This window comes from Roseomonas sp. HF4 (genome assembly GCF_005222755.1).
Lineage (GTDB): Bacteria > Pseudomonadota > Alphaproteobacteria > Acetobacterales > Acetobacteraceae > Neoroseomonas.
The window spans coordinates 161,093-177,508 of record NZ_STGD01000012.1; the positions used below are offsets into that span (position 1 = coordinate 161,093).

11 protein-coding genes are annotated in these 16,416 nt (G+C 75.8%); 6 read left to right on the forward strand and 5 right to left on the reverse strand.

Translation table 11 applies throughout. The features are described from left to right. Window positions 1-87: 87 nt before the first annotated feature. The gene (locus E8M80_RS18320) at window positions 88-1,416 is read right to left on the reverse strand and encodes an FAD-binding oxidoreductase (RefSeq protein WP_137127156.1); all 1,329 of its coding nucleotides are present in this window, start codon (window positions 1,414-1,416) and stop codon (window positions 88-90) included. Window positions 1,417-1,593: 177 nt separating this feature from the next. On the opposite strand from E8M80_RS18320, the gene E8M80_RS18325 reads away from it, so the two are divergent. Then, entirely contained in the window at window positions 1,594-2,268 is a 675-nt protein-coding gene (locus E8M80_RS18325) for an RraA family protein (protein ID WP_137127157.1), read from the forward strand. Window positions 2,269-2,285: 17 nt separating this feature from the next. Continuing rightward, window positions 2,286-3,203, forward strand: coding sequence for an alpha/beta fold hydrolase (locus E8M80_RS18330; protein ID WP_206035661.1), 918 nt, complete (start codon window positions 2,286-2,288; stop codon window positions 3,201-3,203). 72 nt (window positions 3,204-3,275) lie between these two features. Here E8M80_RS18330 and E8M80_RS18335 read toward each other — a convergent pair whose 3' ends face one another. Beyond that, the gene (locus E8M80_RS18335) at window positions 3,276-4,226 is read right to left on the reverse strand and encodes a TIM44-like domain-containing protein (protein ID WP_137127159.1); all 951 of its coding nucleotides are present in this window, start codon (window positions 4,224-4,226) and stop codon (window positions 3,276-3,278) included. Between the two features lie 146 nt (window positions 4,227-4,372). Between E8M80_RS18335 and E8M80_RS18340 the strand changes: the two genes are divergently transcribed. The 4 genes from E8M80_RS18340 to E8M80_RS18355 are packed head-to-tail and all read left to right on the forward strand — an operon-like array spanning window position 4,373 to window position 8,353. Beyond that, window positions 4,373-5,575 carry a hypothetical protein gene (locus E8M80_RS18340; protein ID WP_137127160.1) on the forward strand — a complete coding sequence of 401 codons (1,203 nt, stop codon included), beginning with the start codon at window positions 4,373-4,375 and terminating at the stop codon, window positions 5,573-5,575. Beyond that, the gene (locus E8M80_RS18345; protein ID WP_137127161.1) at window positions 5,572-6,750 is read left to right on the forward strand and encodes a hypothetical protein; all 1,179 of its coding nucleotides are present in this window, start codon (window positions 5,572-5,574) and stop codon (window positions 6,748-6,750) included. The genes E8M80_RS18340 and E8M80_RS18345 overlap by 4 nt, the downstream gene beginning before the upstream one ends. Before the next feature lie 38 nt (window positions 6,751-6,788). Next, a complete protein-coding gene (locus E8M80_RS18350) occupies window positions 6,789-7,553 on the forward strand; it encodes an ABC transporter ATP-binding protein (protein ID WP_370287459.1) in 765 nt (254 codons plus the stop codon). Beyond that, a complete protein-coding gene (locus E8M80_RS18355; RefSeq protein WP_137127163.1) occupies window positions 7,550-8,353 on the forward strand; it encodes an ABC transporter permease in 804 nt (267 codons plus the stop codon). Before E8M80_RS18350 ends, E8M80_RS18355 begins: the two co-directional genes overlap by 4 nt. Before the next feature lie 274 nt (window positions 8,354-8,627). Here E8M80_RS18355 and E8M80_RS18360 read toward each other — a convergent pair whose 3' ends face one another. From E8M80_RS18360 to E8M80_RS18370, 3 genes are all read right to left on the reverse strand, one after another. Continuing rightward, the gene (locus E8M80_RS18360) at window positions 8,628-8,972 is read right to left on the reverse strand and encodes an antibiotic biosynthesis monooxygenase (protein WP_137127164.1); all 345 of its coding nucleotides are present in this window, start codon (window positions 8,970-8,972) and stop codon (window positions 8,628-8,630) included. Between the two features lie 55 nt (window positions 8,973-9,027). Next, complete coding sequence (gene pbpC / locus E8M80_RS18365; protein WP_137127165.1) at window positions 9,028-11,052, reverse strand: penicillin-binding protein 1C; 2,025 nt, start codon at window positions 11,050-11,052, stop codon at window positions 9,028-9,030. A 247-nt stretch (window positions 11,053-11,299) separates the two neighbouring features. Continuing rightward, a complete protein-coding gene (locus E8M80_RS18370) occupies window positions 11,300-16,405 on the reverse strand; it encodes an alpha-2-macroglobulin (RefSeq protein ID WP_137127166.1) in 5,106 nt (1,701 codons plus the stop codon). Window positions 16,406-16,416: the final 11 nt, after the last annotated feature.

A 16,416-nucleotide genomic window follows, 5' to 3' on the forward strand; every position in this document is an offset into this window, starting at 1 on the left:
TCTCCTCCCCGACCTTTCGACCACCGTTCCCGCCCGGGACATGCGCCGGGCATGGCGAGACCCCTGCCCTGACGGCGTCCGGGTCGTTCAGAGCGCCCCGGCCGGCGCCAGCCGGTCGCCCGCGAAGAGCCGCGCGTAGCGGTAGGGGTGCGGGTCGACCACCGGCGCGTCGCCACAGACCAGGTCGGCCGCCAGCCGCCCCGCGCCCGGCCCGATGCCGAAGCCGTGGCCGCTGAAGCCGGCCGCGAGCACGAGCCCCGCCATCTGCGGCACGGCCGAGATGACCGGCACGGCGTCGGGCGTGGAATCGATGCTGCCGCCCCAGGCGTGCGCGACCTCCGCCTCGGCCAGGTTCGGCCAGGCGGCGCGCAGCTCCGCCAGGCCCCGGGCCACGAGGTCCGGATCCGGGGCGGGGTCCAGCACGCGCATCTCCTCGAAGGGGGTCACCGCGTCGAAGGACCAGCCACGCGACCAGCGCAGCCCGTCCAGGAAGGGCTTGCCGATGCGCATCTTCAGGCCGCGCCGGCGCTGCTTCCAGGTCGGCCAGAAGGCGCGCGCGAAGCGCAGGTCCTGCGGCGTCAGGTCCACCGTGCCCTGGCCGCGCAGCGCGACGGTGTAGCCGCCATCCTCGCGTCGCCGGATGCAGGTGCCGGGCGTACCCAGCGCGCCGGCCCAGACCTCCGGTGCCGGCGCGGTCGCGAAGGCCGTCGCCTTCACCATGGCCAGCGGCAGCGGGATGCCGTGCCGGCCGCAGAACAGCGACGACCAGGCGCCGCCGGCGAGCACGACCGCCTGGGTGCGGATGCGTCCCTTCTCGGTCACGACCGCGTCGACACGCCCGGCCTTCGTCTCGATGCCGCGCGCCGCGCAGCCCTGGTGCAGCGTGACGCCGAGGCGCCGCGCCGCCGCCGCGATGGCCGGCGCCGCCATCGAGGGTTCCGCCCGCCCGTCCGAGGGCGTGTGGAGCCCGCCGATCCAGGCCTCGGTGGTGCCCGGGATCAGCGCCCGGACCTCGGTGGCCGAGAGCACCTGCGAATGGACCTGGATGCCGCGCGCGAACTCCGCCCAGCGTGTCCAGGTCGCGAGTTCCGCGGAATCCTTCGTTACCCAGAGCACGCCGGTGCGCCGGAAGCCGAGGTCGGAGCCGGTCTCGGCCTGCAACTCCTCCCAGCGTTGCAGGCTGGCGCGGGCGAGGGGGATCTCGTGCCTGTCGCGCCCCTGCTGGCGGCACCAGCCCCAGTTGCGGGAGGATTGCTCGGCGCCGACCAGCCCCTTTTCGAGCAGCGCGACCGAGCGCCCCTTGCATGCGAGCTCGTAGGCCGCGCAAACGCCGACGATCCCGGCGCCGATGACGACGACGTCCGCGGCCTCGGGCAGCCTGTCGTCGCTGCTGATGCGGTCGAGTGGCGGCGACATGGCGTGTCCTGTGCTGTGCGCAGCGACCCTAGGTCCGCGCCGGCCCCGCGCCAATCGCCCGAAGGTCCGGGAAACCGGGTTTCCTGGCAGGGGGTCCAGGGGGGCGGCGGCGCCCTGCCTTTCCCGATGACCCGTCCCGTGCTGTCTTGCCCGCGCTTCCCTGAAGGACCTTTCGTCATGCCCATCGGCTTTCGCATCGCCCCCGTCACCGAGCGCGTGGACCCCGCCCTGATCGCCCGCGCGGCGAAGCTGCCCGCGGCCAATATCGGCGACGTGATGAGCCGGCTGCAGACCATGCGCGGCGGCTTCCGGCCCTTCGGCGGCCGGAAGGTCATCGCCGGACCCGCGTTCACGGTCCGGGCCCGTGCGGGGGACAACCTGCTGCTGCACCGCGCCTGCGACATGGCCGCCCCCGGCGACATCATCGTGGGCGACGGCGCGGGCGACCTGTCCATCGCGCTGATGGGGGAACTCATGATCGGCCATGCGAAGACGCGCGGCGTGCAGGGCATCGTGCTCGACGGCGCGGTGCGCGACGTGGAGGCGCTGGCCGAGATGGACATCGGCGTCTGGGCCTGCGGCGCGACGCCGTCCGGCCCCTACAAGGACGGGCCGGGGGAGATCGGCCACCCGATCTCCTGCGGCGGCCAGGTGGTGATGCCGGGCGACCTGATCGTGGCGGACGCGGACGGCGTGGTCGTGGTGCCGCGCGCGCTGGCCGCCGAGGTCATCGCCGCCGCCGAGGCGCACAACGCGAAGGAGCAGCGCGCCCAGGCCGCGATCGACGCCGGCACCTACGACCGCGCCTGGGTGGTCGAGGCGCTGCGCGCCAAGGGCTGCGAGGGCGCCTGATGGGGGTGGCGCGGCGGGTGGTCCTCTGGCTCTCCGCCGCGCTGCTGGTGGGCTTCGCGGGGGCGGTGGCGTGGTTCTTCACGCCCGACCTCGACCGCGCGACGCTGGAGGCGCGGCACGCCGGACCGCCGTCCCGCTTCGAGGAAGTGCTGGGCCTGCGGGTCCACCTCCGCGACACCGGCCCGCGAGACGGCCCGGCCGTGCTGATGCTGCACGGCTTCGGCGCCAGCCTGCACACCTGGGACGACTGGGCGGCGGGGCTCGAGGATCGCTTCCGCGTCATCCGGCTCGACCTGCCGGGCTTTGCGCTGACGGGGCCTGATCCGTCCGGCGACTACACGGACGCGCGCGGCGTCGCGGTGCTGGCGGCGCTGCTCAATGCGCTCGGCGTCGAAGGTGCGGCGGTCGTCGGCAATTCGCTCGGCGGGCGGCTGGCGTGGCGGCTGGCGCTGGCCCATCCCGAGCGCGTCACGCGGCTCGTGCTGGTGGCGCCGGATGGCTTCGCGCCGCCGGGCCGCGCGTATGGGCAGGCCGAGGGCGCGCCGCCGCTGATGCGCCTGCTGCCCTTCGCCCTGCCGCGGGCGATGCTGCGCGACACCATGGCGGCGTCCTACGGCGACCCTTCGCGCCTGCCGGCGGACGAACTGGACCGCGCGCACGACCTGATGCGCGCGCCGGGCGTGCGCCACGCCATGCTCGCGCGGATGGAGCAGCGGGTGATCGACGATCCACGCCCGCTGCTGGACCGGCTTGAGATGCCGGTCCTGCTGCTCTGGGGGGAGCGCGACCGCATGATCCCGGCCAGCCATGCACGGGACTGGCTCGCAGTGCTGCCGCGGGCCGCGCATGTGGAACTTCCCGGGCTCGGGCATGTGCCGCAGGAGGAAGCGCCGGCAGCGTCGCTGGCGCCGGTCAGGGCCTTTCTGGAACGGTGACGACGCATCGAGGGGGCGCAGCCCCCTCGAACTCCCCCGCCGAGGGCCGAAAGGCCCTCGGAACCCGTGACGTCAGGCCGTCTGCTGGATCGCGGAGAGCATCCAGCGGCCGCCGGGACCCTTGCGCACGAAAGTCCAGAGCTCGGTCGCCTCCTGCCGGTCGGTGGTGCTGCCCTCGACGACCTTGCCGGTCGCGTTGTCAAAGGTCGCATCCAGCAGGGAGAAGCGCATGGCGACCGTCGCGTAGTCCTCCTCGCCCTCGTTCCAGGCCTCGGAGAGGTCGCCCTGCTCGAGCCGCACGTCCCGCGTCTCGTTGCGCCAGTTGCGGGCTTCCAGGTCGCGCAGGTCCTGCGCGAAATAAGCCACCATCTCGGGCGTCGAGATCGCGCGCAGCGCGGCCAGGTCGCGCTTCGACCAGGCGGCGTTCATCTCGGCCAGCAGTGCCTCGAAGGCCTGGAAGTCGGCGGGGCCGACCGTGATCGCCGCGTCGCCCGGCGTCGCGCCCTTGAGGCCGCCGCCCAGGCCGCCCATCGGCTTCGGCCCGGCGGCCGGTGCCTCGAAGGCCTGGCCCTGCGGCCCGCCGGCCACGGCCGGACGGCGGCCGCGCACGAGCCGCAGCACGAACATCACGACCAACCCGATCAGCGCGATCTGGAGCAGCAGGCCGAGCATGGCGCCGATGCCGGCACCCCCGCCGAACAGCCCGTAGCCGAGCAGCGCGCCGATCAGCCCGCCCGCCAGCAGCGCACCGCCGAACGACCCCATGAAGGACCGCTGCGGCGCGGCGCCGGGCGCCATGCCGGGCCGCGCGGTGGCGGCCGTGCCGGGCTGCGATGCGGTGCGGTCGAAGCGCTGCGCCGTGCTGGGCGCCGTGTTGGTCGGCGGCGGCGCCTGGTAGGTCCGCACCCCACGGCTGCCGGAGGAGCCGCGCCCACCGGGGCGCGCCTCGGCCAGCGCGGGCGCGAGGGCAAGCAGCACCACCGCGAGCGCGGCGAGGAAGGTGGCAGGGCGTCGCATGGACATGGTCGTCTCCGGCAGAACGTTGCCCCAGATATACGATCGTTCTGCGTGGTTTTCGATGGGTCGTCGCGCATACGCTTCCTTCACCCCGCCGCGGCATCCTCCGGCGGCGGGCCGGCTGCCCGGCCGCAGCTCCGCAGGATGCAGGGATGCCATCGCTCGACCTTCCGCCCGGCGATGCCGCGGCGCTTCCGGCCGGCCCGGGCCCCGAGGCCATTCGCCGCGCGCTGCGCGGCCCGACCGGGCGCGTCGCGCTGCGGATGCCCGCGCCGGCGGGGCCCGCGCGCCGCCGGGTCGCTCTCGCCCTGCTCGGGGAGGCGGGTGCGTCGCGCGGCGGCGCCGTCCTCGAGACCGCCACTGGCGAATGGCTGCTGACCGAGGCCGCGCCGGCCGACGCGGCGCGCGCGGGGGCGCTGCTCGGGCGGCTGCTCGGAACTGCGCCGGCCTCCCTCGCGTTGCCGGAGGACGGCGCGGCGCTGCTCGACCTGCCCGCGCCCGCGCCCGTGCCGCCGCCCCCCGGCCCGCCTGGCGCCGCCGGGATCGAGGCGCTGGCCGATGCAGCGCCCTTGCCGGCGCTGCTGCGGCGGGACGGCGTGCTCCACATCGCCGCCGGCGCGCCGCGGCGCATCGACCTGCTGCGCCTGCGGCTGCCCCCGGCGGCGCTGGCGCCGCATCTCGGCGCCGCGGCGCAGGACCCCGACCTCGCTCGCCATGCGCGGGACAGGTTGCGTGCGCGGCTGCTCGGGCTGCTGGCCGACCCGGCGCATCGCGGCGGGCTGCTCGGCGCCGCGCCGCCGGTGCCCTTGCTGCTCGACCTGCCGGCATCGCTGCTGCCGGACCCGCCCACGCCCCCGGTCGATGATGCGGCCACGCCGGAGCCCGCGATCTTCGCCGCCCTTACGGCGGCGGAGGCGCTGGACGACCGGCTCGCGGCACGCCGGGTCGCGCTGCGCCACGCCGGCTGGGGGCTCGCGGTCCGGGGGCTCGATGCCGCGGCGCTTGCGCTGCTGGCGCCGGAAGCGCTGCCGGCGGACCTGCTGCTGCTCCGCTGGTCGCCCGCCCTGGCCGGGCGCAGCGCGACCGCGGCCCTGCGCCGGACCGACCCCGCCCGCCTGGTCCTGACCGGCTGCGACGGGCAGGACGCGCTGGAATGGGGCCTCGCCGCCGGCATCGCGCGCTATGCCGGGCCCTGGATCGCCGCGCTCATGGCTGCAACCCGCATGGCCGCCTGCCGGCATGCCGCCGCCTGCATGCGCGGGGACTGCGCCCTGCGTGGCAGCGCGGCCGAGCCGGCGGGCCGCGTCGGCTGCGCCGAACCCACGCTGCTCGGCGCCCTGGTGCCGCCGCCATGATGCTGGCCGAACTACCGGTCATCGGCGCGCTCGGCGCGGGCCCGGGGGCCGCGGGCGCCGTCGGGCTCGCTGCCCTGGTGCGGGAGACGGTTGCCGCCGGGGTGGACCGCCGGATGCTGATCTTCCGACCCGGCCGCCTCGAGCCGGCGCGCCGCCGCCAGGGCCAGGTCGCGCTGCTGCGCGAAGGCTGGGACGGGCTGCGCCGGACCTCCCGCACGCGCTGCTTCGACCTGCCGCGCGGCGGCCTGGCCGCCGTCGAGGCGCCGCCCGGCCACCACCTGGCGGAGGCGCATGCCGCCATCGCCGCCATGCTCGAACCTGCCGAGGCGGCCGCCGCCCTCCTCATGCTGCGCCTGCCGGAGGAGGCGGCTGCGGTGCTCGACGCGATCGAGGAGTCGCTCGGCCTCGCCGCCGCGGTCGAGGCCGCGGCGCCGCGCCCCGGCCGCGCGCCGGATGGCGTCGCCATAGCGCAGGCCGAACGGGCCTTGCTCAGCGCCGACCTCACCGCCTTCCTGCGGCGCCGGCGCGTCTGCCGGCTGCTGCCATCCGGCGGCGCGCCGGAACCGCTGTGGGAGGACCGCCGCGTCGCGGTCGACGACCTGCGCGATGCGCTGCTGCCCGGCACCGACCTCGCGCTCGCGCCCGGGTTGGCGCGGCGCTTCCGGCGCAGCCTGGATGCGCGGCTGCTGGCCGGGCTCAGCCGGGCGGAGGACCTGCGCGATATCGGCCCGCTCAGCCTGGCGCTGGGCCTCCCGGCCGCGACCTCGGCCGAGTTCCTGCGTCTCGACACGCTCTGGCCCGCGGCGCTGCGTGGCGCGCTGACCGTGGTTCTGGCGGCCGAGGACGCGGCGGGCGACCCCGCGGGCTTCGCCTTCGCGCGGGATTTCCTCCTGGCCCGCGGGCATCGCGTGATGCTGGATGCGGCAGGGCCGGCCGCGGTGCTGGCGCTGCCGCCGGCCCGCGCCGGGGCGGGGCTGCTGCGGCTGCGCCATTCCGCGGCCTTGCCGCCGCTCGGCAGCCCGGCGGCCGAGGCGCTGCGCGCCCTGCTGCCGGCCGAGCCGGAATCGGTGGTGCTGGCTGGCGTGGACCGCCCCGCCGCCATCGCCTGGGGGTGGGAGATGGGCATCACCCTGTTCCAGGGCCGCCTGATCGAGAGCCGCCGCCCCGCCGCGTGAACAGATGCCCGCTTGGCGGCGGGTGCGCGGGCGCCGATATGGGCGGCATGGAAACGCCGGCACTGCTCGTCGAGGGCCTGACCAAGACCTACCGCCCCGGCGACCGGCCGGCTGTGGACGGCCTGTCCTTCACGCTGCCCATGGGCGCGACCTGGGGGCTGCTCGGCGGCAACGGCGCGGGCAAATCCACCACCATCGCCATGCTGCTCGGCCTGCTGGTGCCGACATCCGGGCGCGTGCTGGCGCTCGGCCACGACATGGCGACCGACCGCTTCGCGGCGCTCGCGCGCATGAACTTCTCCTCCCCCTACATCGCGTTGCCGCATCGGTTGACGGTCGAGGAGAACCTGCGCGTCTACGCGCATCTTTATGACGTGCCGCGGATGGAGCGGCGCATCGCCGAGCTGGTCGCGGACTTCGACCTCGGCGCGTTCGCGCAGCGCCCGGCGGGCGAACTGAGCGCCGGGCAGAAGACGCGTGTCGCGCTCGCGAAGGCGCTGATCAATCGCCCGGCGTTGCTGCTGCTGGACGAGCCGACCGCGAGCCTCGACCCCGACACCGGGGACTGGGTGCGCGCAACGCTGGAGCGCTACCGCGCCGACAGCGGCGCCGCCATCCTGCTCGCCAGCCACAACATGGCCGAGGTCGAGCGGCTGTGTTCCAACGTGCTGATGCTGAAGGGCGGGCGCGTCGTGGATGCGGGCAGCCCGCCCGCGCTGCTCACGAAATACGGCCGCGACGACCTGGAGGAGGTCTTCCTCGACATCGCGCGCGACCGCCGGCGCGCGGAGGCGCCGGCATGACCGGTTCCGCCACGCGCCGCGTCTGGGGGCTGATGTACAGGCATCTGGCGCTCTATCGCCGGTCCTGGCCGCGCGTGCTGGAGCTCATGTACTGGCCGGTGCTTCAGATGGTCGTCTGGGGGTTCGTGACCGCCTACACGATCCGGCTTGCGGCCGACCCGGCGGTCTTCGCCGCCGGCGTGCTGATCGGCGGCGTGCTGCTGTGGGAGATCACGCTGCGCAGCCAGATGGGCTTCGCCATCTCCTTCCTCGAGGAGGTGTGGTCGAGGAACCTCGGCCACCTGTTCGTCTCGCCGCTGCGGCCGCGGGAACTGGTGGCCGGGCTCGCGGCCATGAGCCTGCTGCGCACCGCGGCCGGCGTCGGCCCGGCGCTGCTGCTGGCCTGGGGGCTCTATGGCTTCGGCGTCTGGAACCTCGGGCCGGTGCTGGTGCTTTACCTGGCGGCGCTGATGGCGATGGGCTGGGCGGTGGCGCTGGCGGTGACGGCGCTGATCCTGCGCCACGGCGCGGGCGCCGAGGCGCTGGCCTGGGGCGTGATGTTCGGCATCGCGCCCTTCGCGGCGGTGTTCTACCCCGTGTCCGTGCTGCCCGCCTGGCTGCAGCCGGTCTCGCTCGCCATTCCCGCCGCGCATGTGTTCGAAGGGATGCGCGCGGTGCTGCTCGAAGGGCGGATCGCCTGGGACCACCTGGCCTGGGCCTTCATGCTCGACGGCGTGTGGCTGGCGGTGGCGGCGTGGATCTTCCTGGCGCAATTCCATGCGGCGCGGGTGCGGGGCGCGCTGCTGAACATCGGAGAGTGAGGCCGGCCGGCCGCGGTTCTCGCGACGACGGCATCAAGGGCGGGAAGAGAAGGCGACTTCTCCCCCGCCCCCTCCTGGACTTCTCCCTGACCTTCCAGCCTTGATCCGACGAGGCTGGCGTCGGGCGGGAGCCTGTGTCCCCCTGGGGCTTACGCGCCCATGGTCGAGTTCCGGGCCCGCCCGCCTTCTCCCCCGCCGCTTCAAGGCCTTTCCGGACCAAGACATCGGCCGCTCGTCACCATGAACGCGGGCCAGCAGACGCGTGCCGGACGGCTCATCCGATCGGCGGCGGGTGGCGCGCCGGCCAGGGCTGGCGCGGCGGGGTTACGTCTGGCTGCCAGGCCAGGGCCTCGGTCGCGCCGAGGATCTCGACCGTCACCGCGCCGCCGGGCAGCGCCAGCACCGCGCGCACGTCCCGCCCGCCGAGATGCGCCTCGGCCGCGACCCGGTCCACCCAGCGTTCCATCAGCAGCAGGGCCGCGGGATCGGCGGCAGCGAGGTAGGCATCGCAACCGCGGCACCCGGCCTCCTGGCGCGTCGCCGCGACATAGGCGGCGATCGCCTCCGCCAGCCCGGCGCGCGCCGGTCCCCGCAGCCGCGCCAGCAGCAGTACCCGCACGCCCGCATCCTACTCACTCCACGCCATCCCTCGCCCTCCCCGGGTCACGGGGGCGCTACGGGCGGGGGGCGCCTTCGGATGCGGGCACGAGGCGAATCAGCGTCGGGCCCGTGGGCGGCGTCTCGGCGGCGCGCACGCGGATCGCAGCCGAGACCGCCGCGCCTTCCGCGTCCAGCACCGTGATGCGGTAGAAGCCCGGCCCCGGCGGTTCCCAGGCCGCTTCCCGCCGCGCGGCCTCGTGGCCGATCGGCGCGCCGTCCACCAGGAAGGCGAGGGGTCGGCGCCCGCCGGCGGCGCGCAGCGTGACCGGCCCGGCGCCATCCGCCAGCGCCGCGCCGGGTGGCGGGAACAGCAGCCGCAGGCGATCGGCGGGCGCCGCCTCGCGCGGAGCCTCGGCGATCACGCGCATTCCCTCCCGCGGGGCCTCGGGCAGCAGGCCGAAGGCGCGCGCCAGCACCGGCAGGGCCAGGCGCCGGCCGGTCGCGCCGGGAATCGCGGTGCCGTCCGGCCGCCCGATCCAGACGCCCACCACATGGCGCGCGTCGAAGCCCATGGCCCAGGCGTCGCGCCCGCCCCAGGACGTGCCGGTCTTCCATGCCACGCCGCGCGGCCCGCCGCCCGGGAAGGGCTGCACCAGGATGGCGGCGACGGCATCGGCCGCGCGGCGATCCACGGCCTGCTCCGCCGCCCCGGCCTCCCCCGGCGTCACGCGAAGCGGCAGTGCGCGCCCGCCATCGGCCAGCGTGGCATAGAGCGCGACCATCTCCCGCAGCGTGGTCCCCGCGCCGCCCAGCGCCAGCGGCAGGGAGGCATCGGCACCGCGCGGCAGCCGGGGCGCCGCGCCCGCCACCTTGAGCCCCGAGGCGAAGCGCAGCGCGCCGATCCGGTCGAGCAGCGCCACCGCCGGCAGGTTCAGCGACATCCGCAGCGCATCGGCGGCCGTGACGCGCCCCATGAAGCCGCGGTCGATGTTCTCCGGCGCATAGGCGCCGTAGTGCCGCGGCAGGTCCGCGATCAGCGTGCCGGGCGCCACGATCCCGCGCTCGAAGGCCATGGCATAGAGGAAGGGCTTCAGCGCCGAGCCCGGCGAGCGCACGGCGCGCGTCAGGTCGAGATGGCCCGCGCGCGCTTCCTCCCCCCAGGCGCCGGCGACCAGGGCACGCACTTCCCGCGTTCCGGCATCCGCCACCATGACCGCAAGCGTGGTGCGCTCGGGCAGGGTGGCCAGCACATCGGCCGCCAGGCGTTCCGCCGCGCGCTGCAGCGCCGCGTCCAGCGTGACCGGCACGACGCCCGTGGCGCCCGCCGCCACCTGCCGCGCGAGGTGCGGCGCGAGCCGCGGCATCGGGCGGCGCCGCGCGGGCATGTCGGCCGCCAGCGCCAGGGCGCGGTCGGCCGCCGACAGCCCGGCCGCCGGGCCGCCGCGCCGTGCCAGCACCGCATCCCGCGCCGCGCGCGCCGCCGCCGGGTGGCGGTCCGGCCGGAGGCTGGCGGGACGGCGCGCGAGGGCGATCAGCAGCGCGCCTTCCGCCGCGTCGAGCTGCGCCGCCGGCCGTCCGAACCAGGCGAGCGCGCCCGCGCGCAGCCCCTCGATGTTGCCGCCCTGCGGTGCCAGCGTCAGCCAGATGCCGAGGATCTCGTCCTTGCCGAAGCGCGCTTCGAGTTGCAGGGCACGGAAGATCTCGATCGCCTTGGACCGCAGCGTGCGCGGCCGCGGCTCCAGCAGCCGCGCCGCCTGCATGGTCAGGGTCGAGCCGCCCGAGACCACGCGCCCCGCCCGCGCCCATTGCGCCGCCGCGCGCGCCAGCGAGATGGGGTCCACGCCCGGATGGTGGCGGAAGCGCCGGTCCTCGGCCGCGACCAGCAGGTCGACCAGCGCGGGCGGCACGTCGGCGACCGCGGTGCGCAGCCGCCAGGTGCCGCCCGGCACCGGCAGGACCGACAATGTGCGGCCGTCGCGGTCCACCACTTCGGCGCCAGTGGCGTGCAGGCGCGTGAGGTCGGGCGGAAAAAGGCGATCCAGCGCGAGCGCAGACCCGCCAAGGAGCACGGCGGCGGCGAGGAGGACGCGCAGGATCATGCGGACAGCAAACGGAGAGGGGCTGTGCCCCCCTCCGGACCTCCCCCCACCAAGGGCTTGAGGCCCTTGGAACCCTCGACCTGATCAAGCAACTCCGGGAGGGGGCTTGCCGGCACGTCCATGGCCACCCGTACCCACGCTCCCTCCCCGCATTCCCCCATCGAATATCGGTTTCCAAAGGCCCTTCGGCCTTTGGTGGGTGGGGAGTTCGGGGGAGGGCAAGGCCCTCCCCCGACTCGCCGCCGCGTCACGGCAGCACCGTGATCCTGGCCGCGTTCTGCCGCGCGAAGATGCCGGGCCGGTACATGTCCTGCGCCTCGCCGCCCGGCAGTTCGAAGCTGCCCGGCGTGACCGCGCGCAGCCGCACCGCGAGCCGCGCGAAGGGCCGCTGCGGCGTCAGGGTCACCGCGGCCGCGAAGCGGTCGTCCAGCGCCGGCTGGCTGTCGGCTTCCGTCAGCGTGCCGAGCCAGGCCATGCCCTGGATGTCGCCGGCCGGCAGGCGGGACGCGATCTCCCAGCCCGCGGGCAGGCCGTGGATGATCATCGCCTCGTGCCGTTCGTTGGTCTCGGCGCGCAGTTCGATCAGCAGGATGAAGGACGTGTTCTGCCGCAGCGTGTCGAGGTTCAGCGCCTCCCCGTTCGTCGCGTAGAAGCGGCGCGTGACGCGGAAGCCCTCGCGTGCGGCGGGCAGCGCCTCGCGCGGGATGCCGGTGATCGAGACCGACTGCCAGACCGGCGCCGTGCCGAGGTTGCGCGCGACGCCCGGGCCCGTGAGCGGCACCGACACGATAGGGCGCGCCCGCAGGGCCGAGCCGTTCACCGCGACCGTCGCGGCGCGCGTGCCCTGGCCCAGCACCTGCGCCGCCAGCACCGCCCAGGCCTGGACCTGGGTGCTGGTGTTGGCCGGCGTGATCTCGCCGCCCGGCAGCGTGGTCAGCATGGCCGAGAGCCGGTCCGCCATCAGCCCGGATTCGCGCAGCAGCGTCGCGGTGGCGAGCGCGTCGCGCGCCGCCGAGCCGTAGTCGGCCGACCAGAACTGCCGCCCCGTGGCCGCCAGCGCGGCCGCGAAGGCGCGTTCCGCCCGCGCCGTGTCGCCGCCGCGCGCGAAGGTGGCGGCGAGCTGCGCGCGGGAGATCTGCGTCGGCATCTGGTCCAGCGCCTCGATCAGCCGGCGCGCGGCGCCGAGGCGCGGCTGGCCGGCCAGCGCCATGGCGTGCAGCCGGTAGGCCTGGGCCGCGCGGTCCTGCGGGCTGTCGCCGTCGGCATCCTCGATCGCCTCGTCGAGGAAGCGCAGCGCCTCCCGCATCGCGCCCTCGGGCACGGTCGCACCCGCCGTGCGGGCGCGCAGCAGCGCCTCCACGGCATAGGGCGTGAGCCAGGGCTCGCCCGCGCCGCTCGCGCTCCACATGGCGAAGGAGCCGTCGTAGCGCTGGCGGTCCAGGATGGAATCCACCGCGCGCTGCAGGCGCTGCGCGCGGTCGGCGTCGCCTTCCTCGGTGACGCCGGCCGAAAGCGCCAGCGCGCGCGAGGCCGATTGCTCGAGGCAGGCGAGCGGGAAGTCCTCCACCGCGCGCAGCATGGCGCCCGCGTCGAACCGCACGGCGGCGCCGAAGGACGCGCTCGCGCGCCAGGAGGCCGGCACGAAGCGCTCGATCGGCGGCGTCAGCGGCAGTTCGGCGCCGGGGCGGAGTTCCACGCCGGCCACCTCCGTCACGCGCGGGCGGGAGGATCGGATGGTGATGCGGCTCTCGCGCTCCACGCGGAACCCGTTAGGGCCGGTGACGGCCAGGCGCAGCACGCCTTCCCCGCCTTCCACGGCGCGGAGCGTCGTGAAAGGCTGCGCGCGGGCGCCGGTCGCGAGCGTCTCGGCCAGCCGGGTCGGCCCCTCGATGACCAGGCCGCCGGTGGCGGTGAGCGTGGCCGCGACCTCGCCCGCCGGCAGCTCGATGTTGTGCAGCAGGACGGACAACCGCGCCTCGTCCCCCGGCGCCAGGAAGCGCGGCAGCAGGGCTTCGGCCACGATGGCGTCGCGCACGGTGAGCGGCTTCGAGGCCTGGCCGACGCGGTTGCCCTCCCACGCCACGGCCATGAGGCGGAGTTCGCCCGCGAAGTCGGGAATGTCGAGCGGCACCATCGCGACGCCGTCCGGCCCCGCCCGCACGATGCCCGAGAACAGCGAGACGACGCGCTGCGGCGGCTGCAGCGCATCCGCGCCCTCGCCCTCGTCGCCGCCCTGGCGGAGCAGCGCGAGTTCGCCCTCGGCGGGCGCGATCAGCCGGCCGTAATCGTCGCGGATATCGACGCCGAGCCGCCGCTGGCCGAGGAAATGCCCGGCCGGGTCGGGGGAGCGGAAATTCGTCAGGCGCAGGATGCCCTCGTCCACCGCGGCCAGCGTCAGCATCACCTGGCCCTGGCCGCCAGCGACGCGCACCGGCACCTCGATGCGCTGGCGCGGGCGCACGCGGTCCGGCGTGTCGAGCGTGACGGCCAGCGTGCGCGGGCCGGGGTCGATGCCGACCCAGGCGAGGCCCAGGCCACGGCCGGGCTGGCCGTTGCGCGCCTCGCCGGGGCGGAAGACGGTGACGGCCACGTAGGCGCCGGGGCCCCAGGCGGCGTCCACCGGCACGCTGACCTCGGCGCCGGCCTCGGGCAGGTCGACCTCCTGCGTCGAGACCAGGCGGTCGGTCAGCACGGCGACCAGCGCGCGGCCGGCGAAGGGCGGCGTGATGCGGATGCGCGCCGTCTCGCCCGGCGCATAGGCGCGGCGGTCGGCGGCAACATCCACGCGGTCAGGGATCTCGGCGCTCTCGCTCCCCGCCCAGCCGGCACGGAAGCGGATGGAGGTGACGCCGAGCCCGTTCGCGTCGGCCACTTCCAGCCGGTAGCGGCCGAAGCGGAGCGTGCGGGCGAAGCGCGCGGGCCGATCCGCCGCGACGCGGATCTCCTGCGCGTCCACGGGTTCGTCCCGCCACACCGTCTCCCAGCGCGCGATGGAGCCGCGCACGACGATCCGCCAGTTCGGGCGTTCGCGCACCAGGCGCACGCGCAGCGTGGCGGGGACGGCGCGGCCGTCGGGCGAGACGGCGGCGATGTCGAATGCGGCCTCGGCACCGGCGTCGATCGCGTCGTGTTCGAAGGCGGGCCTGACGGCGACCATGGTGCCGCGCGCGCGGATCGGCAGGATGAAGCGCGTGCGCGTCTCCCGCCCGCCGGGCTCGCTCATGGAGACGGTGACCTCGCCGCGGAGCGGCCGCGTTGTGTCGGGCGCCTGCGGCAGGTCGAGCGTGAGCGTCGTACGGCCCTGGTCGTCCGTCTCCGGGATCTGGAAGGTGAGCAGGTCGGGGGCGAATTGTTCCTGCGCCAGGCCGAAGCGCCAGCCGCGCCAGGCCTCGAAGGGCTCGGGGTCGTGCAGCAGGCGCATCTCGGCGCTGCCGGACAGGCCCGCGCCTGGCGCGCCATAGAGGAAGCGCGCTGTGACGGGAACGTTCAGCGCCTGCGGTCCAGGCACCAGCGGGCCGGGCACGGGGCCAGCCTCGACCGCGAGCCGTTCGGGTACGAAGGCCTCGACGCGGAAGGTGGCGCGGCCGATCGGCGGGGCGTTCGGGTCGGTCAGCGCCTCGATGGTCCAGAGGCCGTAGGCCGCGCCGGCGGACAGGCGCAGCGGCCAGTGCAGCGCGGCGCCGTCCTGGCGGTCGGGCACGTGCTCGGCGGCGACCTGGCCGTTCGGGCGGCGCAGCCGCAGGCGCACCGGCAGGTCGAGCGGCCGGCCGGCGGCATCGCGCAGCATGGCGGCGAGGTTCACGGTCTCGCCCGGCCGATAGATGCCGCGGTCGAGCCAGAGGAAGGCGTCGACCGGCCCGGGATGGTCGCGCCCGGCCACGCCGCGGTCCGACAGGTCGAAGGACGCGGCCTCGAGCGACAGCACGGCGATGTCGTCCGGCGTCTCGGCATGGACGGCGACGGGCGCGAGCGGGCCGGTACCGCGCAGGATGGCGGCGGGGAAGCGCGCGAGCCCGTCGGCGCCCGTGCGGGCCTCGGCCAGGATCTCGTTGTTGCGCGCCATCAGCATCAGGCGCATCGCGGACGTCGGCGTCGCCGCCTGCAGGCTGCGCGCCTGCACCGCGAGCCCATCCGCGCCGCGCCAGGCGGTGAGCCCGATGTCGGAGACGAAGAAGGGCAGCGCCGAGGTCTCCCGCTGGCCGCGCCGCGCATCGGCGTTCTGCAGCAGCAGCACGTAGGCACCGGGTCCGGCGGCGCGCAGCACGTCGGGCAGCGGCAGCATGGCGCGGTGGGTGCGGTTGGGCTCGACGCGCTGCAATTCGGCGCGGCCTTCCCAGAGGATGCGGCCCATCTCCTCGGCGATGCGGTCGGCCATCCAGGCATCGAGGCCCTCGCCCGGCGTCCAGTCGCGGCGGAGCGGCACGAGGTTGCGCTCCGCCACGCGCACCAGCCGCATCGTCAGGTTCGTGACGTTGACGGTCGCGACCGAGATGCGCGGCTCCTGGCCGCGCGGCAGGATGAAGGATGCGGTGTCGAAGGCGATGCGGGCCTCGCGGTTCGGCATGGCGACGGCGACCGTCGTTTCCTGTCGCAGGTTCTGCCGATCCTCGCCGGGCAGGCCGGCGCGCAGGATCAGCCGCGTGCTCGTGCCCCAGGGCAGGCCGGCGACGCAGAGCAGGTCGCCTTCCCGCTCCACCGCCATGTTCGGGATGGGCGGGTCGGCGCGGATCCAGTCCCCCGGCACCCAATCCGTGCGGCGGGCGGGCGCGTTGGTGAAGGACAGGCAGGCGCGCGCGGGCTCGGCCTCGGGCTCGGTCGCGACGCGGCGGACCAGCATGCCGGCGGCGCGGCGCGCGGCTTCCAGGCGCTGGCGGTGCTCGGGGCTGTCGACGCGCTCCAGGATCGCTTCCAGCGCCTCGATCTGCTGCACTGGGCGGTCGAGCCGGCGCAACGCCTCGGCCACGGCATAGAGGGGCGCCACTTCCGGCAGGCCGTAGGGGGCGAGCTGGAAGGCGCGCCAGGCGGCCTGCAGCGCGCGCTGGTTCTCTGGCGGCGTGCGCGAGAGCTGCGCATTGGCGAGCGCGAGCCAGTGGTCCGGCGTCCACTGGCCCATGGCGATTCGCTGTTCCCAGGCATCGGCGGCGGCGGAGAAGTCGCGCCGCGCCTCGGCCTCCCGCGCGCGCTGCTCGGCGGCGGTGCGCTGCTGCGGCGTGCCGCCGGCAGGGAAGCGCTGGCGCATCTGCTGCTGGTAGGCGCCCGCGTCGCGGTTCAGCCCCGGCAGGTCGAATTGCTGCGCGGCGGCGAGGCCCGGCAGGCCGAGCACAAGGACGAGCAGCAGGCGGATCAGACGCATGGCGGGCGTTT